Annotated in this window: 15 protein-coding genes; 6 read left to right on the top strand and 9 right to left on the bottom strand. The window is 65.6% G+C overall.

The features are described from left to right. Nucleotides 1-62: 62 nt before the first annotated feature. The 3 genes from Q0071_RS19090 to Q0071_RS19080 all read right to left on the bottom strand — a co-directional run bounded on the left by Q0071_RS19090 (nucleotide 63) and on the right by Q0071_RS19080 (nucleotide 3004). Nucleotides 63-782 (bottom strand): class II aldolase/adducin family protein, encoded by a 720-nt coding sequence (locus Q0071_RS19090; RefSeq protein WP_298173447.1) that lies wholly within the window; start codon nucleotides 780-782, stop codon nucleotides 63-65. After that, complete coding sequence (locus Q0071_RS19085; RefSeq protein ID WP_298173444.1) at nucleotides 779-1915, bottom strand: TauD/TfdA family dioxygenase; 1137 nt, start codon at nucleotides 1913-1915, stop codon at nucleotides 779-781. The genes Q0071_RS19090 and Q0071_RS19085 overlap by 4 nt, the downstream gene beginning before the upstream one ends. Nucleotides 1916-2047: 132 nt before the next feature. Further along, a complete protein-coding gene (locus Q0071_RS19080) occupies nucleotides 2048-3004 on the bottom strand; it encodes a LysR family transcriptional regulator (RefSeq protein ID WP_298173441.1) in 957 nt (318 codons plus the stop codon). A 95-nt stretch (nucleotides 3005-3099) separates the two neighbouring features. Between Q0071_RS19080 and Q0071_RS19075 the strand changes: the two genes are divergently transcribed. Further along, on the top strand, nucleotides 3100-4110 hold the full coding sequence (locus Q0071_RS19075; protein ID WP_298173438.1) for a LysR family transcriptional regulator: 1011 nt from the start codon (nucleotides 3100-3102) through the stop codon (nucleotides 4108-4110). Between the two features lie 209 nt (nucleotides 4111-4319). Here the strand turns inward: Q0071_RS19075 and Q0071_RS19070 are convergent, their stop codons facing one another. Further along, complete coding sequence (locus Q0071_RS19070) at nucleotides 4320-5624, bottom strand: dienelactone hydrolase (RefSeq protein ID WP_298173435.1); 1305 nt, start codon at nucleotides 5622-5624, stop codon at nucleotides 4320-4322. Nucleotides 5625-5877: 253 nt separating this feature from the next. Between Q0071_RS19070 and Q0071_RS19065 the strand changes: the two genes are divergently transcribed. Then, entirely contained in the window at nucleotides 5878-7377 is a 1500-nt protein-coding gene (locus tag Q0071_RS19065; protein ID WP_298173431.1) for a glycerol-3-phosphate dehydrogenase, read from the top strand. A gap of 186 nt (nucleotides 7378-7563) precedes the next feature. Then, nucleotides 7564-9315 carry a M10 family metallopeptidase gene (locus Q0071_RS19060; RefSeq protein ID WP_298173428.1) on the top strand — a complete coding sequence of 584 codons (1752 nt, stop codon included), beginning with the start codon at nucleotides 7564-7566 and terminating at the stop codon, nucleotides 9313-9315. Between the two features lie 157 nt (nucleotides 9316-9472). Here the strand turns inward: Q0071_RS19060 and Q0071_RS19055 are convergent, their stop codons facing one another. The 4 genes from Q0071_RS19055 to Q0071_RS19040 all read right to left on the bottom strand — a co-directional run bounded on the left by Q0071_RS19055 (nucleotide 9473) and on the right by Q0071_RS19040 (nucleotide 17261). Then, nucleotides 9473-13462 (bottom strand): non-ribosomal peptide synthetase, encoded by a 3990-nt coding sequence (locus tag Q0071_RS19055; RefSeq protein ID WP_298173424.1) that lies wholly within the window; start codon nucleotides 13460-13462, stop codon nucleotides 9473-9475. Nucleotides 13463-13600: 138 nt separating this feature from the next. Continuing rightward, the gene (locus Q0071_RS19050; RefSeq protein WP_298173421.1) at nucleotides 13601-14227 is read right to left on the bottom strand and encodes a TetR family transcriptional regulator C-terminal domain-containing protein; all 627 of its coding nucleotides are present in this window, start codon (nucleotides 14225-14227) and stop codon (nucleotides 13601-13603) included. 2 nt (nucleotides 14228-14229) lie between these two features. After that, nucleotides 14230-15633, bottom strand: a complete 1404-nt coding sequence (locus tag Q0071_RS19045; protein WP_298173419.1) for an APC family permease — start codon at nucleotides 15631-15633, stop codon at nucleotides 14230-14232. Next, a complete protein-coding gene (locus Q0071_RS19040) occupies nucleotides 15633-17261 on the bottom strand; it encodes an NAD(P)/FAD-dependent oxidoreductase (RefSeq protein WP_298173416.1) in 1629 nt (542 codons plus the stop codon). The genes Q0071_RS19045 and Q0071_RS19040 overlap by 1 nt, the downstream gene beginning before the upstream one ends. An 81-nt stretch (nucleotides 17262-17342) precedes the next feature. Here Q0071_RS19040 and Q0071_RS19035 point away from each other — a divergent pair, with 81 nt between their 5' ends. Next, a complete protein-coding gene (locus Q0071_RS19035; RefSeq protein WP_298173414.1) occupies nucleotides 17343-18479 on the top strand; it encodes an aromatic ring-hydroxylating dioxygenase subunit alpha in 1137 nt (378 codons plus the stop codon). 12 nt (nucleotides 18480-18491) lie between these two features. On the opposite strand, the gene Q0071_RS19030 is transcribed toward Q0071_RS19035, so the two are convergent. Further along, nucleotides 18492-19934, bottom strand: coding sequence for a sigma-54 dependent transcriptional regulator (locus Q0071_RS19030; protein WP_298173411.1), 1443 nt, complete (start codon nucleotides 19932-19934; stop codon nucleotides 18492-18494). Between the two features lie 415 nt (nucleotides 19935-20349). Between Q0071_RS19030 and Q0071_RS19025 the strand changes: the two genes are divergently transcribed. Together Q0071_RS19025 and Q0071_RS19020 are read left to right on the top strand one after the other, a co-directional pair. Next, complete coding sequence (locus tag Q0071_RS19025; protein WP_298173408.1) at nucleotides 20350-21537, top strand: polysaccharide biosynthesis/export family protein; 1188 nt, start codon at nucleotides 20350-20352, stop codon at nucleotides 21535-21537. Then, nucleotides 21534-22949 (top strand): hypothetical protein, encoded by a 1416-nt coding sequence (locus Q0071_RS19020; protein ID WP_298173405.1) that lies wholly within the window; start codon nucleotides 21534-21536, stop codon nucleotides 22947-22949. Before Q0071_RS19025 ends, Q0071_RS19020 begins: the two co-directional genes overlap by 4 nt. The last annotated feature ends 62 nt before the right edge of the window (nucleotides 22950-23011 follow it).

The raw sequence follows: 23011 nt of genomic DNA, 5'->3' as shown, positions 1-23011 counted from the left end.
CTCAGCGGCAAATGTCTCGACTTCGCTCGACGGAAACGGGGGTGGTGTGGTTGGCATGGCTTTCAGCTCAGCGCCGGAAGCTGGGACTTGAGCCAACCAAAATGCGCGTAGGACATGCCGCGATAATCGTCCCACCCGCGCGCGGTTTTCTCTGCCACCTCGTCGGACAGCACATTCAAAGGCTGGCCGCTGGCATAGGCAAGCAGCAGGGTCTGTGCGGCTTTTTCGAAGAAGTAGAGGTCTTCGAAGGCTTCGGCCACCGTTGCGCCGGTGCAGGTAATCCCGTGGTTGCCCATCAGTAGCGTCTTCTTGTCTCCCAGCGCTGCGGCGAGCCGCAGGCCCTCCTCCGCCTCGTCGGCAATGCCTCCGAAGCCCTGATCGATGGCTAGACGATTGAAAAAACGCGCCGTGTTGTTGTCGAGCGGCAGCATGCGCGGATCGGCCAGCGTCGCAAGCGCGGTGGCGTGCGGCGGGTGGCAATGGATGATCACGCGCGCGGCGGGGCACTGGCGGTGCACGGTGCCGTGGATTGTCCAGGCTGAGGCATCGGGCGCATCGGGGCGGTTCATGACGTCTGCATCATCGGCATCGAGCAGCATCAGCTCTTCAGGCTTGATGCTGGCGAAGTGCTGCCACTTGCGGTTGAGCAGGAACTGCTTGCCGTCCGCCGAGACCGCCGCGCTGAAGTGATTGCCGACGGATTCCGACCAGCCCATCTGCGCAGTGATGCGGAACGCGGCGGCAAGATCCTCGCGCAGCGCAGCGACTTCGGCCTCAGTCACTTGAAGCGGCCCTCGCTCGTCAGCGCACGGTAGGTGCTGCGCATCTCGCCGCGATCGGCGTAGGTGCCGCGCAGATAGCGCGCGCCGCTGGTGGCGGAATAGGCCTCACGCCCATGCACGATGCGATGGTTGTCGAACACGATGCATTCGCCCGCGTTGATGCGGAAGCGCATGAGGTACTTGTCCGACTGGAGCATCCGGCCAAAGCGGCAGAACGCTGGGTAGTAGCGGTCGAGCACGTCCTGCGGCAGATCGAACACATCGGCCATGTGCTGGCTGATGGTGACGCCCGAAACTTCGCCATGCGCGTCGAGTTCGATCACCCGCTGGCGCGAGCGGACGTCGTAGGTGTCGTGCTCGCAGTAGAAGGGCACTTCGGTTTCGGCGAGGAGCTTGAAGTCCTCGGGGTACAGTTCACGGAAATCGTTCGCGACCGCCACGCCGTCGAGGAACAGATTGGCCCCGCCCTCCACGCTGTTGGCGCGGCAGTGGAGGAACTGGACGCCGGGTGCCATGTCTTCGGCCGGGGTATCGGTGTGCAACTCGAGCGCCTTGGCGGTGTAGGCCAGATTGGTCGGTTCGATGTGCGTCATCACGTCGAAGTATTCGCCGAAGAAGGTGGGGCGCACGTGGCCCATCAGCTTGACGAGATCGGTCAGGCCCTCGTCGCTGTCCGGCATGTCCGTCACCAGCGCGACCCCTTCGACGATCAGCGCGTTCAGCCATGCGGCGACCTTGGCCTTGTCTGCCATCAGTTCGGCTTGCGGGAAGCGGGCGACGCTTGGGTAGTGATCGGCATACCAGGCGCGGCGCGGCAGATCGGACGGATCGTGGCGGCGCTTGCCCTCGGCATAGCTGGCGAGCCAGCTCAGCGGGTAGCGGCTCGTGTGGTTTTCGCCGTCCCATGCGATTTCAAGCGCATCGCCGACCACTTCGGCCCGGCGCGGGCGCGGCGCGGCATCGAGGTGGAAGATATCGAATACCCGCTCGCGCGTCTGGCTGTCGAACGAAGTCGGGCAGTTGTCGCGCAGCCAGTAGTTGTTGAAATAGGCCGAGTTTCCGCCAGGGAGCACGACTTCGAGCCCGGTTTTGGTCAGTGTGACCGGTGCTGTGGACGAGGTGGTGGTGGTCATGTATGCCCCCGCTGGGATGTGTGGCGGCCTGCCTGCCGCTCTCCTGCGCTGCGACTTTAGCCCGGAATGGATCGGCCCAGCAGTGCATCATCAACAATCATATATCGGATCAATGACGGTAATGCACTCGCATCAGTTGCTGCCGAGGAGGTCTTCCGCCCACGGAAGCTGCGCTAGGACAGGGAGCAGGCTTTCCTTGCGGATGGTCTCCCCGGCGAGCTTGGCGGTCTCCATGGCGAGATCGCCCAGTTCGCCCGCGCGGCTGACGACCTGGATGCGGCGGGCGAAGCGCGCGCGCGGCAGCGGTTCGACGCGCAGATCCGGAATCAGCGCAGGCATCGCGGCAAGGCAAAGCAGCGAAGTGATGCTCCAGCCGATCCCGAGCGCAACCGCGTTCAGCTGCTGCGGCACGATATCGACCTCAATCACGTTGGGCAGGCGCAGTCGCATGCGGGTCAGCTGGCTTTCGATCCGCTGGCCCATGCCGGTATCGAGCGAATAGCGCACGAGCGGCAGGCCCTCTGCAGCGGCAATCGGATCGGCCACGCCGCGAAAGCTCGGCGGAAACACGAGCACGAAGGGATCATCGAGCACATCGTGGTGGACGACGCCTTCCTGCTTTTCGAGCACGCTGCTGCCGGTGATCAGGAGATCAACGCGCCGCGCAAGGAAATCCTGCTGCTGGTTGAGCGAAATGCCCGAACGCACCCGCCAGCGCGCCACCCTTGGCCCGAGGCGGCTGAGCAGCGGACCGGTGAGCAGGATTGCCAGCGATTCCGCCATCGCCACGGTCACCTTGTCGATCGGCTGGTTGGCGCCTTCGCGCACCTCATCGACCATCGTGCGCGCGGTGGCGAGCAAGTGCGTCGCACGTTCATAAAGCGCGCGGCCTGCGGGCGTGAGGCCGAGCGGGCGCAGGGCGCGATCAAACAGAGTTGCCCCGATGCCCTGCTCCAGCCGCGCGATAGTCTGCGAGACAGCGGACTGGGTGATGCGCAGCTGCTGGGCGCTCGCGGTCATCCCGCCCAGTTCGACGGTGAGGACGAAGACTTCCAGCGCGTGGAAATCGAACTCGGCGGGGAGCAGCATCGGACCTCACAATAAAATTGCGTGAACCCTCATATTATAAACTGTTATCCTGCGGCAAGAACGTTCGTGCAGGCAACGCGGATTGACGTAGATCAATGCGGGGAGCAAAATGTCAATGTCGCAAGGGAGTAGCCGAGATCGCGCCTGATCGCCTCATCAACCGCCGCTGGCTGCCGCTGAACGCGCTGCGTGCGTTCGAGGCGGTGGGACGGCACATGAGCTTCACCGCAGGCGCGCAGGCGCTCACCGTGTCGCAGAGCGCGATGAGCCGACATGTCAGCAGCCTGGAGGATCTTATCGGCCGCCCGCTGTTCGAGCGCGGCCCGACCGGGCTCAAGCTGACTCCGGCGGGCTCGATCTTGCTTCCGGTCGTAAGCAAGTGCCTCGACCGGATGGAGCAGACGATCAACACGATCCGCAACAAGGATCTCGAAAGCCGGCCGATCCGGCTGCACATTCCGCCTTCGCTGCTCTACCAGAACGCGCTGCCGCTGCTGGCGCAGTTCCACAAGGAACACCCCGAGATCCGCATCGACGTGGTGACCTCGAACGTCACCGGTGCGCCGCGCGACAACGTGGACATGGCGGTGGTGTTCGACCGGCCCAATGTCGATGACAGCGTGGCGGACCTCTTGTGGATGGTGCGCGTTGCACCCCTGTGCTCGCCCGAAACGGCCGTCACGCACAAGGGCAAGAGCCTGGAGCAGTTCCTCCACGACAACGAATTGCTGCACGTGAAGCTGGAAGGCGAACCGCGCGGTCTGCTGTGGTCGAGCTATGCGGCGCAGCAGCGCCTCGCGATCGAAGCGGGCGACGGGCTCGCGTTTGATACAGCGTTTTCGGCGGTGCGCTATGCCATCGGGGCGTCAGGCGTGGTGCTGGCAGATATCGACATGTTCGCGCAGGAAATCGCCAGCGGGCAACTCGTGATGCCCTATGACCGCGTTTCAGCGGATGGCTTTGGCTATTATCTCAAGACCCACGCCGAAGACCTCGGCGATCCGGCAATCTACCTGCTGCGCGAGTGGATCATCCGGCACTTCTCGAACAGCATGGGCCGTGAAGCTCCTGCCCCGACCGAGATGGTCCCGGAAATGCGCGGCTGAGGGCTAACCTTCGTCGAAGCGTTGACAGCGATCCAGAGCCGTCGCGCCTTGCTCCCCCGAATCCCCGCCTTCGCGGGGATAACGAGGTTTGTGTCTCGTCTTGTCCAGCTATCCTTCGTCATCCCCGCGAAGGCGGGAATCCAGAGCGGCCTAGCATAGCGCTTCGGATCGTGCGGCAATGCCATGCCGACGAAGCTCGTGTGACAGGCTTAAGGTGAAGGCGGCAAATGCTTCAGCAACAGCCCATCTTGGTGGTCCTTGACGAAGCCCTTCCACGTAGGGTTCGTGCCGCCTTCGCTCACCGCATCGTAGCGCTTGTCCTCGCTCGCCCACTTCGCGCCATCGGATTCCTCTGACGGCACGGCGAGATACTCGGCCTTGGCCGCCTCACCCTTGAGCTGCAGATCGAGGAACGCGGTGATGAAGTGGAGCGCGATCGAGTTCACGCGCGGCTTGCGCCACATGCGGTCCTCGAACCAATCGAAATCCCACACGGTGCCGCGCATTTCAGCCGGCGCGGGATTGGTGCCGATGGCATGGCCAGCGCCCTTCAGCGCGAGCAGCCAGCGGTCCGAACCCTTGGCATCGCGGAAGATCGCGGCGGGGCCGGGATCGTAGCCGACAGTGCGGTCCGCCGTGCCGGCCACGATGAGCAGCGGTGCCTTGATGCCAGACAGGCCGTTTGCGCCCCAGGCCGCCCAAGGCGCGCCGCCTGCGGGCGCGATGGCGACAACCGCCTTGATTGTTGGGTCATGCAATGCGGCCGCTTCCGCGCCGCTTCCGGTATAGCGCTCGACCAGCGCGGAGGGCAGCCGCTTGACCGCAGGGCTGCCCGCATCAAGCTCTGCCCCGGCCACGGTCAATGCGCCATAGCCGCCAAACGAATAGCCCGCGAGCGCGATACGCTTGGTATCGCCGAGGTTCCCAAGCAGCCCATTGCGGATGCGGCGCAGCACGTAAGTGATATCGAGCGGGCGGCGGATCAGCGTAGCGGGCGTCTTCGCCGTGTCCGTGATCGCCGGATCATGGTGACGGATCGCGACGACGACATAACCCTTGGTCGCGAGGTTCTCGCCCAGCCACGAGAGCATGACCGGATCATTGTTGTAGCCATGCGAGAGCAGCACGATCGGATAGCCCTGCCCTGCAGGCCTCGCATCGGTCACCGCCAGCGCGGGGACCGTGAAATAGGCCGGCGGCTTGGGTGGTTCCGAAACGAGGCTCGCCCGGTAGGTCGCGCGCCGGTCCTTGGGGCCAACGCGGGCAGGATACCAGATCACCAGCGGCATCGTCCGATCGGCGCGCACCAGCGCGCCCTTGGCAAGGCTGCCGAGCGGATCGACCGCGTCCTTGTCGACCACAGTCTTCTCGATCACGCCAACGCCGTTGGGGCCAAGCGCCGCAAGTGCGGGCGCGCCGACTTCGGGAATGCTGGGTGGGGGCGCTGCTTCGGCGGGAGCCGCAGCGACGGAAGAGGCGGTGAGCATCGCCGCGAAAACGGAGAGCGGCCTCAAGCGCGAATCGTCCGAAATGCCGGGCAGCAGGCATTGCAAGGCCCGCATCCGGCGTGAATCGATGGGTTCTCCCGGTCAATCGCCGGGTATGGCCTTGCCTCTCGCATAGCCCCTGTTACCGCATTTACCTGCAGTTACGCCATCTTGTATTCGCATCCCCGGTTGCGCTAGCTGCATTTGTCCGACCACGCGCGCGTGGCTAAGGAGCGGACGCCACCACATCAGTGCCCCAATGGCAGGCAGGAGCAACCACGTGCCGGATCCGGAAACCTATGACCTGCTGATCGTTGGCGGGGGGATCAATGGCGCCGGGATTGCCCGCGATGCCGCCGGGCGCGGGCTTTCGGTGCTGCTGGTCGAGCAGGAAGACCTTGCCAGCCACACCTCATCGGCCAGCACCAAGCTGATCCACGGGGGCTTGCGCTATCTCGAATACTACGAGTTCCGCTTGGTGCGCGAAGCTCTGATCGAGCGCGAGCGGCTGCTGGGCATGGCCCCGCACATCATCTGGCCGCTGGCTTTCGTGCTGCCACAGATGAATTCGCCCCGCCCCGCCTGGCTCGTGCGACTGGGTCTGTTCCTTTACGACCACCTCGGCGGCCGCAAGAAGCTGCCGGCAACGCGGACTGTGAACCTCGCCCGCTCGGCGCTGGGCAATGGCCTGAAGCCGGGTGCAAAAACGGCGTTCGTCTATTCCGATTGCTGGGTCGAGGACAGCCGCCTCGTCGTGCTCAACGCGCGCGATGCGGCGGAGCGCGGCGCGCGGATCGAGACGCGCACCAAGCTGGTTTCCGCAGTACGCGAGGGCGCGCTGTGGAAGGCAGAGATCGCCAGCGGCAGCGGAACCCGCACGGTGCTGGCGCGCGGCCTTGTCAACGCGGCGGGCCCATGGGTCGAGGATGTGCTCCAGCGCGCCGCCAGCGCCAGCCAGGATCGCGGTGTACGGCTGATCAAGGGCAGCCACATCATCGTGCCCAAGCTCTACGAAGGCGATCACGCGTTCCTGCTCCAGAACCCGGACCGCCGCGTCGTTTTCGCGATCCCTTACGAGCACGATTTCACGCTGGTCGGCACGACCGACGAGCCGTGGGAGCAGCTTCCCGGCAAGGCGCAGATCTCGCCCGAGGAAACCGACTACTTGTGCGAGACGGTGCGCCGCTATTTCTCCCGCGAAATTCACCCGCAGGATGTGGTGTGGAGCTATGCCGGCATCCGCCCACTCTACGACGATCATGCCGCGAACGCTTCGGCAGTGACGCGGGACTATGTGCTCGATCTCGATGGCGGCGACGGGAAAGCGCCGCTGCTCAGCGTGTTCGGCGGCAAGATCACCACCTATCGCAAACTCGCCGAGCATGCGCTGGAAAAGCTGGTGCCTTTCTATCCGGGCGCCAAGGGGGACTGGACCGCCGGTGTCGACTTGCCAGGCGGTGATATTCCCGGCGATGACTTCGAAGCCTTCGCCGCGCAGCTGGCATCCGCGCATCCCGGCCTGCCGCGCGCGCTACTCACCCGGCTCGCCCGCGCCTATGGCACGCGCGCGCGGGTGATCCTGGGCACCGCGCAGACCATGGAAGCGCTCGGCACCGATTTCGGCGGCGGCCTGACCCAAGCCGAAGTCGATTACCTCGCAGCGCAGGAATGGGCCTGCACCGCCGAAGACGTGCTCTATCGCCGCAGCAAGCTGGGTCTCCATGTGCCGCCAGGCACGGCAGATGCAGTCGAGGCCTATCTTGCGGGGCAAAATCCCTAAGCGTGCGCGCAAAACGCTTAACCAACGGGAACCGCGCATGCGTGCGCCTTGCCATGGTTGATAAGCGGTAAGCCCCGCGAAACGGCGCTTTGGCGCTGCGGGATAGTCCGCGCGGGGGTTTAGACGCACCTTCAGACGGTGTTGGCATTGCTGCAAGGGTCATCCCTTACCGCACGAGCCCCAGCCATGCCCCGCTTCACCGACCTTTCCACCGTCGCGCGCGTCGGCGCCAGCACCAAGCCCTTCATCAATGCGCTGCTCCCCTCGCAGGCGGCGTTCCGGGTGGCCTGGTCGAACAAGGATGCCGGCGGCACCACGCAGGTGAGTTACAGTTTCCCCTGGGCGGACGGCGTCGCCAGCCAGTTCGCCAACCCCTATGGGCGCGGTGAAAATGCGGCGGCGGTGACGGGTGCGGTGACAAGCGGGCAAGCCGCGATGATCACCAAGGCCTTCGGCGCCTGGTCGGAGATTGCGAACATTGCCTTCACGCAAGTGGCCGAGACCGCCGGCGGCACGGTCGGCGATATCCGCATCGCCTTCACCTCGGCAGTTTCAGCAGGCTACTGGGGCTATTCCCTCGGCGTATCGGACGGGCGCAGCAATGCGCATGGCGATATCTGGATCGACGACGCCATCATCGGCCAGTCCTTCGCGCCGGGCACCTACAACTACATGGCGATGCTGCACGAGATCGGCCACAGCCTCGGCCTCAAGCATCCGTTCGAAACACCCAAGATCCCGGCGGGATACGACAACCAGCGCTACACGATCATGTCGTATACCTCGCCTGAGAAGGTGTGGTGGACAAACCCCGCGACGGGGATCGCCGAGTTCCTCGTCAAGACGCCGATGGTCTATGACATTCAGGCGATCCAGGCGCTCTACGGCGCGAACATGACGACGCGGACTGGCAACGACACCTACGCCTTCAATCCCGCCGCGCCTTCGTTCGAGGCGATCTGGGATGCGGGCGGAACGGACACGTTCAGCGTCGCGACGTTCACCAACGGCTGCACGCTGGACCTGACGCCAGGGGCTTATTCCTCGCTCGCCTACAGCGGTGTTTCACTCACCAACAACATCGGCATTGCGTTTGGCTGCACCATCGAGAACGCGATTGGCGGCGCAGGCGCGGATACGCTGCTGGGCAACGAACTTGCCAACACCCTCGATGGCGGCGCGGGAGCGGACACGCTGCGCGGCAATGGCGGCAACGATACACTGCAGGGCCGCGCCGGGAACGACCTGCTCGATGGAGGGGCCGGCAATGACACGCTCTCCGGCGGCGAGAATGACGACGTGCTGATCGGCGGCGCCGGGAATGACACGCTTGATGGCGGCGCAGGCAACGACACGGCGAGCTATGCCTCGGGCAGTGCACCCGTCCGCGTGAGCCTGGCCATCAGCGGAGCGCAGGCCACCGGCGGCGGCGGAAACGACACGCTGATCGGGATCGAGAACCTCATCGGCGGCACTGGCGCAGACATTCTCATCGGCGATGGCGCGGCCAATGTGCTCGACGGAGGAAACGGGGCGGATCAATTGATCGGCGGTGGCGGCAGCGATATCCTGATCGGCGGCGGCGGTCGTGATATACTCGAAGGCGGCGAAGGCGGCGACGTTTTCCGCTTCACGGCGATGGGCGACATTTCCGGCACCGCCGTGACGAGCGCGGATACGATCCTCGATTTGAGCCGCGCACAGGGAGACCGGATCGATCTTTCCGGCATGGACGCCGTGAAGCAGACCGCCACCGTCAATGACGCTTTCACATGGATCGGCAGCGGGGCCTTCACCAAGGTTGCGGGCCAATTGCGCTATGTCGTGACCAACGGCGTCGGCCTCGTCAGCGGCGATATCGACGGCAACGGCACGGCAGACTTCGCGATCCGGATCGAAAAGGCACCCGCCCTCACCGGCCTCGATTTCGTCCTCTAGAAACTGCAGACTTTAGATTGATCCTTCATGCGTCTCCCCGTGCTTGACACGGGGTTGGGCTGTTCTTCTGGCGTGGCGCCCGAAAAAGAAAGCCAAGGCCCGGATCAAGTCCGGGCCGACGATTCCATCAGATGTCATCGCGCTCTAGCGTCAGGATCTAGCCACGCACCACCTTGAGCGGCACGCCCTGATACGACAGGCCGGGCAGCAGGCTCTCCTGCTTCATGATCACGCTGCCCGGGCCGACATGCGCGCCTTCGCCCACAACGCAGCCATAGAGCGGGACAGTGCCGGCACCGATCGTCGCGCCTGCCATGATCCGCACCTTGTCCACCTTGAGCACGCGGTCCTCGAAGGTGTGCGCCTGGAAGAACGCGGTTACTGTCGCGCCGTCCCCGATCTCGATCATGTCTGGATCGACGACTTGCGAGAATTGCGGCCCGAGCACTGCGTGCTTGCCGATCTTGAGGCCCATCAGGCGCAAGTAGATCGTCAGCAGGAACGTGCCTTCAAGCTGCTGCAGAATCGCATTGGCATAGCGCGCCCAGGCCACGAAAACGAAGTCCCACCGGCTGGCCCAGCAGGACCACAGCGCGTGCTGACCCGGCTTTACCCGGCCCATCAGCGTCCACTTGAGCACAGTGACAGCGAGCAGCAGCGCAAGTAGCGGGGCCAGCGTCGCCAGCGGAATCACGATCAGCGCGAACTCGAGGTCGTTCGCTTCCGGCGCGCCTTCCACCAGCAGTTTGTACCACAACACCGTTGCCAGCAGCGTGCCGACCGGCAGCACGAAACGCAGCAATTCCCAGAACACGCGGTTGCAATAGCGGATCAGCGAGGGATCGTGCGTGAGGCTGCGGTCCATCTCCACCACCTGCCGGCGCGGCAGATCGAAGCTTGGCCGCCCGAAGCGGGATTGGCCGGTGGCGATTTCGCTGGCGTGGGCGACCGTGCTGATGCCGATCAGGATATCGTCCGGCAGCACTTCGCCCGCCGGGATCACAGCATGGTTGCCAAGGAAAGTGTTGCGCCCGAGCACGATCGGCGCGAGCCGCACCGTGCCGCGCGTGATCTCCGGCCCGCCGAGGTAAATGCCGTCGGCAAAGAAGGTCTCCGCGCCGATGGTGACGAGTTCGGGCGTCACATCGAAGATCGTGCTGATTTCGCACTTTTCGCCGATATTGGCCCCCGCAAGCCGCAGCCATTGCTTCCAGAACAGCGTGCCTGAAAGCCACTGCCCGGCATTGAACGTCGCCGCCGATTTCAGCCAGACGCGGATGTAGGCAAGGCTCCAGCGGTCGATCACTCCGGGTTTCACCCGGCCCATCGCGCGGACCATCAGCGCGCTCCAGACGAGGCTGACGGGCACACTGACCACAGTCACCCCGAAGACGACCGCGAGCACCTGCGGATCAAGCTTCGGCGCGTAGATCCAGACCCAGATTTCCTCCGAGCCGACACCGAGGAGGTAGCACAGCAGCAAGGCAAGAAGACCGGCGGGCAGCGCGCCGAGCATCGTCGCGATCCCTTCAGCAGCCAAGGTCGCCAGGCCGTGCATGACAGGGCTGAAGTGCAGGCCGGTGCCGGTAAGCGCAGGCGCTTCGGGTGCCGGGCCGACGCGGCGAGCCGGCACGCCGTCCCAAAGCTCGCCCGGCGGCACCGTGGTGCCCGGGGTCACCACCGAGAGCGGCGCAATCACGCTGCCCGCGCCGATGCGGCAATTCTGCTCCACCGTCGCGCGCGTCTGCAGGGTGGCCTCGGCCTCGATCACGATGCGTCCGACGACGATATCGCCCCGGTCGTATTCGACGAGGCCGATATGCGCGTCCTGCCCCAGCGTCACGTTGTCGCCGATCTCAAGCAGATCCCAGCCGCCGCGATGGAGATGAACGCCGCGATGGATATGCACGCCGTGACCGATTTTCGCGCCCAGCAGGCGCAGCACGGAATTCATGAACACCGTGCCCGAGAGCATCGGCCACGGGATCAGCCGCGCCGATTGCACGGTGACCCAGTGCCGGAGGTAATAGGTGCTCCAGACCGGCGCGCGGACCGGACGGTAGCGCCCTAGCGCGATCCACTTCACGAGGAGCGTGAACCCCACCGAAACCGGCAGATAAAGCGCAACGCCCGCCACGGTGATCAGCGGCGTGAGCAGCACGAAGGCGACAAGATCGAGCTTGTCGAACAGTAGCGGAAACAGCACCCAGGCGGCAGCCCAGCTCACCCAGCCGCCAAAGGCAATTTCGCCAGCCAGCCAGGCGATCTGGACGATATTGGCGAGAACCGGCCGTGCCTCGCCCTCGCGCACCAGCACGGGCGCCTTATGCTGCGCAGCATTGGCGGAAGCGGCATTTGCTTCCTCACCCAGTGCGGCGAGCGCGCGGACGGTGCGCGCCGCATAGATATCGCTGACCGTGACCCAGTCCCCAGCGCCGCCCTCGCGCAGCAGCGTGACCAGCAGCGCGGCACTCAAGGAATCGCCGCCGAGATCCTCGAAGAAATCGTCATCGACCGACACGCCGTCAGGACGTGTCAGGATATCGGCGACGGCGGCGGCTAGCGCAGCTTCGAGCGGGGTCGCCGGCGGCACGATATCGCGCGCAGGCCCCGCATCGGCGGAAAAGGTCATCACCGGCAGCACCGCGCGGTTGAGCTTGCCGCCAACCGTGGTCGGAAGCTCGGCGAGCATGCCGATGCGGCGGGGCACCATGTAGCTCGGCACCGTGCTGGCAAGCTGCGTGCGCAGATCGTCCAGATCGAGCGCATCCACACCCTCGCCCGGCACGACATAGGCGACAAGTTCGGGCACGCCGCCTGCATCCTGCAGCCGCGCTGCCGCCGCGCGCACGCCGGGCAGCGCGGCAAGGCGCGCCTCGATCTCGCCCAGTTCGACGCGGTAGCCACGGATCTTGACCTGCGCGTCGATGCGCCCATGGTAGAACAGGTTGCCGTCCGGCTCGCGGTGGACGAGGTCCCCGGTCCGGTAGATCCGCCCGCAGGTCGGGTGATCGACAAACTTCTCGGCGGTCAGGTCCTCACGGTGGCGATAGCCGCGCGCAACGCCCGCGCCGCCCATGCACAGCTCGCCCTGCTCGCCCTCTGCAACCGGCTCAAGGTCTTCGCCCAGTACGAAGGCCTCCATTCCCGGCACCGGGCGGCCGATGGTGATCGGCCCGCCGGGGACAATGTCACCGCGCAGGCAGGTCACCGCACATTCCGTGGGGCCATAGCCGTTGACCATGCGGCGACCCTTGGCCCAACGGTCAGCTATGTCACGCGGCAGCGCCTCGCCGCCAACGTAGAGCAACTTCAGATCGGGGAGCGCGGCTTCCGGATCGCGGCAACCACTGCTGCGCAGCAAAGTCGGCGGCGGGCAGAAAACGCTGGCGCGTTCGCGCTGCAGCCATGCGACGATATCGGGGCCAAGCCGTGCGGCCTCGTCGTCCATCACCACCAGCGTCGCGCCGGAGGCGAGCGCCAGCCAGATTTCCTCGATCGAGGAATCGTAGGCCGCAGACGAACCCTGGATCACGCGGTCTGAAGGCGTAAGACCGAATTCAGCGAGATCGGATGCAACAAGATTGGCCACATTGCGGTGCTCGACCATCACGCCCTTGGGCTTGCCGGTCGTTCCGCTGGTGTAGATCACATAGGCCAGCTGATCAGGGCGCACTTCGGTGGGCAGCGTCGTGCCTGCGGGCGGCGCCTGCATTGCAAGCTCTGCCACCAGAAGCAGCGGCACCGTGCCCGCGATGGATCCAAGCCGCTGTGCACCGACCGCATCGGTCAGCACAGCAACCGCATCAGCATCCTCTAGCACTTCAGCGATGCGGTCATCAGGAAACGAGGGATCGATCGCGGTATAGGCGCCGCCCGCCTTGAGCACCGCGATCTGCGCCACATAAAGCATCGGCGAAGTGCGCGGCAGCAGCAGCGCGACGATCCGCTCTGGCTGGAGCTGCGGCGCGAGATGAAGCGCGAGCCGGTCAGTCAGCACCGCGAGTTCGGCATACGTCATCACCTGCCGTTCGGGACGGGTGCGCGCAGGCGGCACCTCGATCGCGGTGCCATCCGGATAGCGCGCGACCGCTTCGGCAAGGAACGCGTGGAGCAAAGCAGGATGGACTTGAGGTGCTGGGAGCATTGCGCCCCTCTATCGCTGCGGAAAAGGCGGTCAAGCAGCGGATAGCCCCGAAACCGTGGAGCAAATCCCCATGGCATGGGCATTTTGCGCCCAGCTGAGCCTTGTGCCAGTAAGGGCGCGCCGCTACCCTGATCCCGCTCAAACGCCAAACAAGCGGCGCGCGGCAGCATCGCACAGGGCAACGCAGCGCTCGCGCGGAGTGCGCTGGTCCGAGAGGTAGTATTCGATCCACAGCCCGTCGAGCACCGCCGAAAGCAGCGCAATCGCATCGGCCATGGGCAGCGCGTCTGCACGCGCGGGAAGCGCCGCGACGAGGCGTTCGAGCAGCGCGCGCTGCCGCAAGTTGAAACTGTCCGAAACGGCTGCGAAATCGGCCCGGCTGCGGGCCTGCTGCCAGAACACCATCCACGCGCCAATGATATCGGGCCCAGCCCAGTCATCCGAAAAGACCGCAAGGAAGTAACGATGGAGCGCGTCCAGCGGGTCCGCCGCGTGGGGCATGGCCACCGCCTCCATCTGCGCAAGCATGTCCTCGCAGAGCTGTTCGTAGGTCTCGAGTAGGAGGTTGTCCGGATTGCGGAAATAGTGCCGCAGCAAGCCGTGGCTGACCCCGGCCCTCCGGCAAATCTCGCGCCCCGTGGTCCCCTTGGCGCCGAGGTGAGCAAGGCAGCTGACCGTCGCCGCCACAAGGTCGGCGCGCCGCACTAGCGGAGACGCGCGGCGACGGCGCGGAGGTACCGGCGGTTTCAGGGCCGTGCTCGCCATGGTCAGGCGGCTCGCCGCGCCGAGCGCTGGCCGAGGTAATAGACCAGCGTCCCGCTGCCCAGCAGCACGGCAGTGAGGCCCAGGATCTTGATTACCGCAAGCAGCTTGTTCGGCTCGTCCGTTGCCGGGAAGCCCGCCAGCACCAGCGCGGTGAGCGTGGTGGCAAGCCCGATGCAGGCGAAGACCGTGGACGTTACGCGCCCGCCGGGCAGCCGGGTGACCCCCGCTTCGGCAGGGCGGCCCTGCAGGCGGATCACCGCGAGGAAGACCAGCGCGAAAGGCAGGAAGGCAGCGATGATCCCCATGCTCACCAGCACGTCATACGCGCCTTTCACCCCGGTTCCAGCCTGCCCGAGGATGCACAGCACTGCACCGAGCCCGCCCTGCACGAGGATCGCGACATAAGGCGTACCCCACTTGGGATGGACCTTGGCGAAGACCGGCGGGAGCAGCCGGTCGATCCCCACCGCAAAGGGAATGCGCGCAGCGCACGAAAGGAACCCGCTCGCCGCGCCGAGATTGCCAAGCGTGATGAGCAGCGCCAGCGGCACCACGATCCAGCCCGCCCCCACCTTCTGCGCCGCCACCGCACCCGCCTGGATCAGGCCCTGCAGCGTGTTGACTTCGCTCGCGGGCATCGCCAGCAGCACGGCGAACGTGCCGATGATGTAGCAGGAGACGATCACCACCCCCGCAATCGGCAATGCGCGCGGGATCGTGCGGCGCGGGTCCTTGATCTCGCCGCTCATGAACGAGGCGGTCTCCGCGCCGGAGAGCGCAAAGGCAATCGCCGCCCACATGATCATGTGCTGGATATCGAACACCGGCACGAAAGATTGCGGCGTGAACTCCGTCGCCGAGCCGAACTGCCACCAGGCCATCCCGCCCAGCACGATCACGATCAGCGCCGGCCCCCACATGCCGACCGCGCCCAGATTGTGCAGCCAGCGCCCGAAGCGCAGGCCGAAGATGTTGATCGCGGTGATGAAGGCCAGCGCGGCCAGCGCAAAGCTCATGAAAAACACCGGATTGCTGCGCAGATGGAGCCAACTCGTCCCGCCGATGTAGATCGCGTTGCCGGCATCGAAATAGAGCACGCTGGGGAAATAGGGGAGGTTCGAGGTGAAGTAGCTCCACCCCGCCATGAAGCCGACGTATGGCCCGAAGGCCTCGCGCGTCCAGATATAGAGCCCGCCCTCCTGCGGATAACGCGAGGAGAGCTCGACGATGGCGAGCACGAAGGGCAGGTAGAAGCACAAGAGCGCGCCCACCCAGATCACGATCGAGCTCGGCCCGAAGGCCGCCGCGGTCGCGATCCAGCGCAGACTGACGCCGGTCACTACGTAGAACATCGCAAGATCGGCAACGCCCATCACTTTGGCCGGATGGGGCGCGCCGCCGGCCATCAGCGCCGGCCCTGCTTCTTGGTATCGCGCAGCACTTGCATGGCCGCGTTATGCCCCGGTGCGCCGGTCACGCCTCCGCCGGGATGCGCGCCGGCCCCGCAAAGGTACAGCCCCTCGACCGGCGTGCGATACTGCGACCAGCGCGGCACCGGGCGCATCGAGAACAGCGCGCCAGGGTGCAGGTCGCCATGGAAGATATTGCCTTCGGTCAGGCCGTAGATCCGCTCCAGATCCAGCGGGGTCAGCATCACGCGGCCGAGGATCAGCTCACGCAGGTTCGGCATGTGGCGGCTGATCTGGCTGATGATCGATTCCGCCAGCGCCTCGCGCTTTTCGTCCCACGTGCCCTCGCGCAGGTTGTAGGGCACGTACTGGATGAAGCAGGTCAGCATATGATGCCCCGGCGGGCAGAGGCTGTCGTCAACGAGGCTGGGGATCACGCAATCGATCCACAGTTCCTCAGGCACATCGCCGAAACGGGCGATATCGGCGCAGCGCTGCGCGCCCTCCAGCGTGGGCGCGATGGTGAGGAGTGCGCGCTCCAGCGGCGTCGCATCCGGGCTGCGACCGATCACCGTGGGCTCGCCCGAAAGCGCGATGTTGAGCTTGGCCGCCGGGCCGCCCATCTTGATCGCAGCGATATCGCGGCGGAAATCATCAGGCAGATCGGCCTTGGCCAGCAGCGCGAGGAACGTGCGCTTGGGATCGGCGTTGGAAAGCACGACACGCCCGCGCACCTGCCGCCCGTCGAGCAGGGTCACTCCGGTTGCCCGCCCGGCGAACACGTCGATGCTGCCGACCGGCGCACTCGTTTCGATCACTGCGCCAAAGCCGCGCGCGGCAGCGGCAATCGCGCCCGAAACCGCGCCCATCCCGCCCATGACATGGCCGTTGAAACCCTGCACCGCATGGTCCCCGCCTGCGAGCAGGTGGAACAAGAGGCCCACTGCCGAACCCGGTTCATAGGGTCCGCCATGTTTGCCATAGACGTTGTTGGCCAGGATCATGCGCTTGGCGGCATCGGATTCGAAATGCCGATCAAGGAACTCGCCAAGGCTGCCGGTGAGGAACTGCACCATCTCGCCGATCTCGGTGCCCTTGATGCGGCGGAAGCGGCGGATCATCCGCAGCCCTTCGCGCAGCCGGTCGAGCCCGCGCGCGGCAAGGTCTGGCGGGGATTCGAGGAAGAAGGGCTGGAGATAGGCGGCGAGCGCCTTGAGCTTGCGGTCGACTTCGAGGAAGCTTTCCGCATCGCGCGAGGAAAAGCGGGCGATTTCCTGCGCGGTCCGCTCCGGATCTGCCCACCAGCGGATGATTTCATCTTCGCCCAGCGGCACCGTCAGGATCGGATCGCAGGCCACCATGCGCAACCCGTGGCGGCCGAGATCGAGGTCGCGGATCACCGTCGGCATCAGCATCGAGGCGATGTAGGACGTGAACGAAACGCGGTGGCCGGGGATAACCTCCTCGGTCACGCAGGCTCCGCCGACGATGGGCCGCGCTTCCAGCACCAGCACCGAACGCCCCGCCTTGGCCAGATAGGCCGCCGCGGTCAGCCCATTGTGCCCCGCGCCGACAATGATCGCATCCCAGACGTTGCCCGTCACATCCATGGCCGCGCTGCTCATCCCCCTCGCTTTCTGGCTGGATGAGTGCCGCAATGGTGCTTATAAGGCAAGCGTCTAATAAGCGATGCGGAGCAAGCGGCGATGAACGTTCAGCAAGCCAATGGCGGCATGGAGCAGTCGCTCGAAAGCTCTGCCTACCTCACCGCCGAAGCCTTCGCGCGCGACAAGGCCGCGATCTTCCACCGCCAGTGGTTCTGCGCAGGCCGCGAAGAGGACATGCCCGGCCCCGGCGATCATCAGGTGCTCGATGTGGCGGGCGAAAGCGTGATCGTGGTGCGCGGCAAGCAGGGCGCGCTCCATGCGCACTACAACGTCTGCCGACACCGCGGCGGGCGGATGTGCGACGCAGTCAGCGATGCGCGTTGGGGCGTCACGCTCGATGCCGGGGTTGTCGGCAAGACGATGATCCGCTGCCCGTACCACGGCTGGTCCTATGCGCTGGATGGCCGCCTGCTGGCAGCACCGCAGCTGCAGGACGCGCCGGGTTTCGACAAGAGCCGGTTCGGCCTGCATCCGGTGGCGGTCGAGACCTGGGGCGGGTTCGTGTTCCTCAACCTCTCGCCCGAAACCGCGCCCGCTTTCGCGGCGGAGCTGGCCGAACCGGCGCGCCGCCTCGCCAACTATCCGCTTGCCGATCTGCGCACCGCGCAGACAATCCGCTACGAAGTGTGCGCCAACTGGAAGCTGATCCTCGAAAACTACAACGAGTGCTATCACTGCCCCGGCGTCCACCCGGAGCTCACCGCGATCGTGCCCGCGTTCAAGGTGCGCGGCGGGATCGACCTCGATTGGGAAGCCGGCATCCCGCATCGCGAAGGCGCTTATACTTACACGATGACCGGCACGACCAACCGCGCCCCCTTCCCCGGCCTCTCCGAGGAAGAAAAGGTGCGCCACAAGGGCGAGCTGATCTATCCCAACCTCATGTTCAGCGTCAGCTGCGATCACGCCGCGGCCTTCCTGCTGTGGCCCTTGGCGGCGGATCGCACCCTGATCGAATGCCGCTTCCTGTTCCACCCGGACGAGATGGCCAAAGCGGATTTCGACCCAGCGGACGCGGTGAACTTCTGGGACCTCGTCAACCGGCAGGACTGGGCCGTGTGCGAACGCGTCCAGTCCGGTATCGCCGCGCGCGTCCACACGCACGGCTACTACGCGCCGATCGAGGACCTCAGCCTCGATATCCGGCGCTACATCGAACGCTGCGGCGAACCCTGAGCGCGCGGGCGCTTAGCTCGCCGCCATCCACCGCTCGCGCTTGCGATAGAGCGTCGAAGGGCTGACGCCGAGCGCCTTGGCCGCCGAGGGCAGGCTGCCGCCTGCATTGTCGATCGCCGCCTCGATGGCGATGCGCTCCAGTTCGTCGAGCGTGAGCCCCTTCACCGCATTGACCACGGCAAGCACATCCGTCGCTGGGTCGACCTCGACCGGTGAGCGCGCGCCGACCGGTGCAGGCTGCTGGGCTGCGGCAGGCGGCGCTGTGACCTGGCTGGAGAGCGGAAATGCCGATGCCGGCAGATCGGGGCCCATGTGGAGCACCGCTGCACGGCGCATCACGTTCTGCAGTTCGCGCACGTTGCCCGGCCAACGGTACTGTTCCAGCGCAGCAAGCTGGGCAGCGGCGAGCGGGTTGAAGGTCTTGCCTTCCTCACGCGCGAAACGCTGGAGAAACCCTTCGGCAAGTTCGCGGACATCGCCGACGCGTTCGCGCAGGGGCGGCATATGCAACGGCACCACGGCGAGGCGGTAGAACAGGTCTTCCCGGAAGCGCCCTTCCGCCACTTCGCGCTCCGGATCGCGGTTGGTCGCGCAGACGATGCGGACGTCGACTTCCTCGATACGGTTGGAGCCGACGCGCTGGATCGAGCCGGTCTGCAGGAAGCGCAGCAGCTTGACCTGCAGCGGCAGTGGCATCTCGCAGATTTCGTCGAGGAACAGCGTCCCCTTGTGCGCCGCCTGCGCCGCGCCGACGCGGTCGCTCACCGCACCGGTGAACGAGCCCTTGAGGTGGCCGAAGATCTCCGATTCCAGCAGGTTCTCAGGGATGGCGCCGCAGTTCAGAGCAATGAAAGGGCCGCCGGCCCGTCCGCTCGCACCGTGGATGGCTTCGGCGCAAACTTCCTTGCCGGTCCCGCTCTCACCGGTGATGAACACCGTGGCACGGCTTGAGGCAACGCATTCGATCTGGCGATAGACTTCCTGCATCTGCGGCGAATTGCCGATGAACGTGCCGGGTTTGGCCTTCTTCGCCTTCTGCGGAGCACCGGTGGGCGCAGCGCGGCTGGCGGATTTGCCAAGTTCGATCGCGCTTGCCAGCACCGCAAGCAGCCGCGCACCGGCAATCGGCTTTACGAGGAAATCGAACGCACCGATCCGCATCGCTTCGATCGCGCGCGAGAGCGAACCGTCTGCCGTGGCGACGATCACCGGATAGGTCTCGCAGATGCCCGGATTGGCGCGCAGCCATTCCAGCCCGTCGGCATCGGGCAGTTGGAGGTCCAGCAGGATGGCGCCGAAATCCGGCGTTTCAGCAAGCGCCGCGAGCGCCGCCGCAGCGGAATGCGCCACGAACGGCTGGTGCCCCGCCTTCTCGATCTGGGCTGCGTAGGCCATTGCCAGAGAGGCAAGGTCCTCGACGATCAGAATTTTCTCGCGCGCCATACGCTTATCCACTTCATGCTGCCGCTTGCATTATGCAAACGCAGTGCTTTCCAATTCGCAACCAATCGCCTGATCAGCGGCTGCCGGAGCAGCAGGTGCTGAAAAAGCGATCGGCGTGTCCCTTTGCGAAAGTGCGGCAAGCTCGCGCGATCGTCGCATGGGCCCGCACTGACGAATGATCCGTGCTTTGCAGGAACCGTGCCAAGCGCGGAAACATTTGCATTTCGGCCGCTTCGCATACCGCGATTCGCATTTCGCAACGGCATTTCTTCGCAAATTGCGTACGCATTTCTACGCATTTTGCAATGATCCGATCTCGCCTGGACCCCGGTCATCTCGCGTTTCGCGCAGTTTTGCGTAGGTTCTCATGCAGAATGCGAAGCTGGCACGCGCCTTGCTGTCTCCTGAAGCACATCAGGAGATGACCATGAATTCCCGAACCACCCTCAGCATGCTGCTGTGCACTGCGCTTCTCGGCGGATGCGCGACGATGCCGACTCCGGCCAACCTGCCCGGCGCACGGTTCCAGCGCGAACAGCAGCTCGAAAACCAGCCGCTTGCCACCTGCAGCTTGCCGGGCGCGCCGGGCGTCATCGCCCACCTCGTGCATGTCGATGCCAATGTCTTTTCCGGAAGCCCCGATCTCGTCGGCCCCGGTGACCGCTTGAAGCTTGCCGTCGCCGGTGATGCTGAAACGCTGACCGGCAGCTATGTCGTGGCCGCAAACGGCCGCCTCACCATCCCCTTTCTGGGTGAGATCGTGGCAGCCGGCCGCCCGGTAAGTGCGGTGGAACGCGAAGTCCGTCAGCGCCTGATCGCCGGCGCGCTTGTCCGCGATGTGGCCGGCGGCGTGAAGCTGGCCCAGGTTGAAGCCGCCGGGGTGCAGGTATCGGTCGAAGGAGCGGTGTTCGAACCCGGCCTCGTCCGCGCCGGCGAACGCGCCGCAGACTCGCGCGCAACGACGGTCGACCATCCGGCTGGAGGTGATTTCAATTCGGGCCGTTCGCTTTCGGCCGCACTGCGCGCTGCGGGCGGCATCCGCCCCGATGCCGCAGCACAGGCCGTCTATCTCGTGCGCGGCGATAGCTACGCGGTGATCGACGTCACCCCGGCCTTCACCGGCGGTGTCCCGGCCGATCCGCAGCTTGCCGCCGGAGACCGCATCATCGTGCCGTCCGCAGGCTGCTTCCAGGCCGACTACGTCCGCCCCAGCAGCGTGACCGCCCCGGGCGTGCGCGTCTATCTCTCCAACCTCTCGCGTCCGGCCAGCAGCAACTCGGCTTCGGCGATCAACAGGGATTCGACGAGCTTCCCCTATGGCACGCGCATGCTGCAGGGCCTCGTTTCCGCCAACTGTGTCGGCGGTTCGGCGATGAACGCGGGCCGCAAGGCCGTGCTCATCTCGCGCAATCCGGTCACCGGGCGCTCGGTGGTGATCGCGCGTTCGGTAGAAGGCCTCGTGCGTAGTTCGGATCGCGACGATCTCAACCCCATGCTCATGCCCGGCGATGCAATCGCTTGCTACGACAGCGACGCGATGACCTTCGTCGATGCAGTGGGCGTGGTCGGCAGCCTGCTCGGGCCTGCCGTGCTGGTCAACGGTCTCAAGAAATGAGCCAGAAGCACATCCGCATGCTGGACCGCCGCCGCGAATGGCTGCGCCGGGTCCTCCTCCCCCACCTCCCCGCCGTGGGCCGCTACCAGCGCTATGTCCGGAGCATTGCCCCGGTGCTGGGCGTGATCTGGTTCGCCACGGCGGCCTATCTGCTGATCGTGCCGCGCAGCTACACCAGCGAGTTCAGCCTGATCGTGCCGGGCTCCGGCGTGGGCAGCTCGCTCAACGTGGAATCGATCGGGCAAGCCCAGTCTTCATCCAGCTCTGCCTTCTCAAGCTCGACCCTGAGCCCGACCGAGAACTACAAGCAGCTTCTTTCGGCAGACATCACCCAGCGGGCAGCGGCCAAGCTGATAGGCGAGGACGGCGATCTTTTCCCTGATCCGGTCATCAAGCTCGTCGACCAGACCAATCTCATTCACGTCAGCATCACCGGCCGCTCCGCACAGCAGGCCAAGGCCCGTGCGGATGCGCTGCAGAACGCCTTTCTCGCCCGGCTCGACATGCTGCGCGCCGACGAAGCGCACAAGCGCGAGGAATCCGACGTCAAGCGCCTCGTCGAGCTCTCGAACAAGGTGCAGACCGCGCAGCGCAAGCTGATCGCTTTTCAGGCAAGCCATGGCCTTGCCACGCTGGAGCAGTTCAACGCGCGCATCACTGCGGTCGATACCCTCCACGACAAGGAGCGCGACGTGCGCATGCAGCTGCGCCAGTATGCCGGGACCGCCGGGCGGCTTTCGGGCAGCCTTGGCAGCAACCCGCATGCCGCGGATATCGCCATGCGGCTGCGCGGCGATCCGGTGTTCCAGCAGCTCGCCGATCGCTACGCCACCAGCAATGCCCAGGCGAGCGAGAAGTCCGCCACGCTGGGTGAACGCCATGTCGAGATGGCCAAGGCCAATGGCGAGCGCGATGCCCTGCGCGCGGCTCTGGTGACGCGCGGGCGGCAGCTGACCGGCCTTTCGGAAGGTGCGATCATGGCCGGTATCGATATGCAGGTGGCGGACGGACGGTCCAACCTGATGCAGGCGATGACTGTCAACGATGCGCAGGCCGCCGGCGCCGGTGCGGCCCTCGCCGAAATCCGGGGCGATCTCGCCCGCGCGCAGGCCCAATCGCCCGCGCTGATCGAGCAGGCGTCCGAGCTTGCGGACCTCCAGCGCGATCACCACGTCGCCGAGGCGGTGTTCTCCTCCGCCCTTGCCCGCATCGATACCAACAAGCAGGACCCGTTCGCATCCTATCCGCTGGTCCAGACGCTGGCCTCGCCATCGCTGCCCAAGCGCCCGTCGAGCCCATCTCTGGTGATAGCTCTCGCCGGTGCCCTAGCGGCAAGCATGCTGACACTGCTAGCATTCGCGCTGGCATGGCTGCGGCAACCCCTCCTCGAGCGCATGTTGCGGAAAGGCTGATCACCGGCACGATCGGCGCGACCTGGATCCTGTGGATCACGGGCGGCCTCTACTTTGCAGGG

Origin of the sequence: Novosphingobium sp., from assembly GCF_027486195.1 — a bacterium.
GTDB lineage: Bacteria > Pseudomonadota > Alphaproteobacteria > Sphingomonadales > Sphingomonadaceae > Novosphingobium.
Note: the sequence above shows the minus strand (reverse complement) of the source record. Positions and strands in the feature narration are given on the sequence as shown.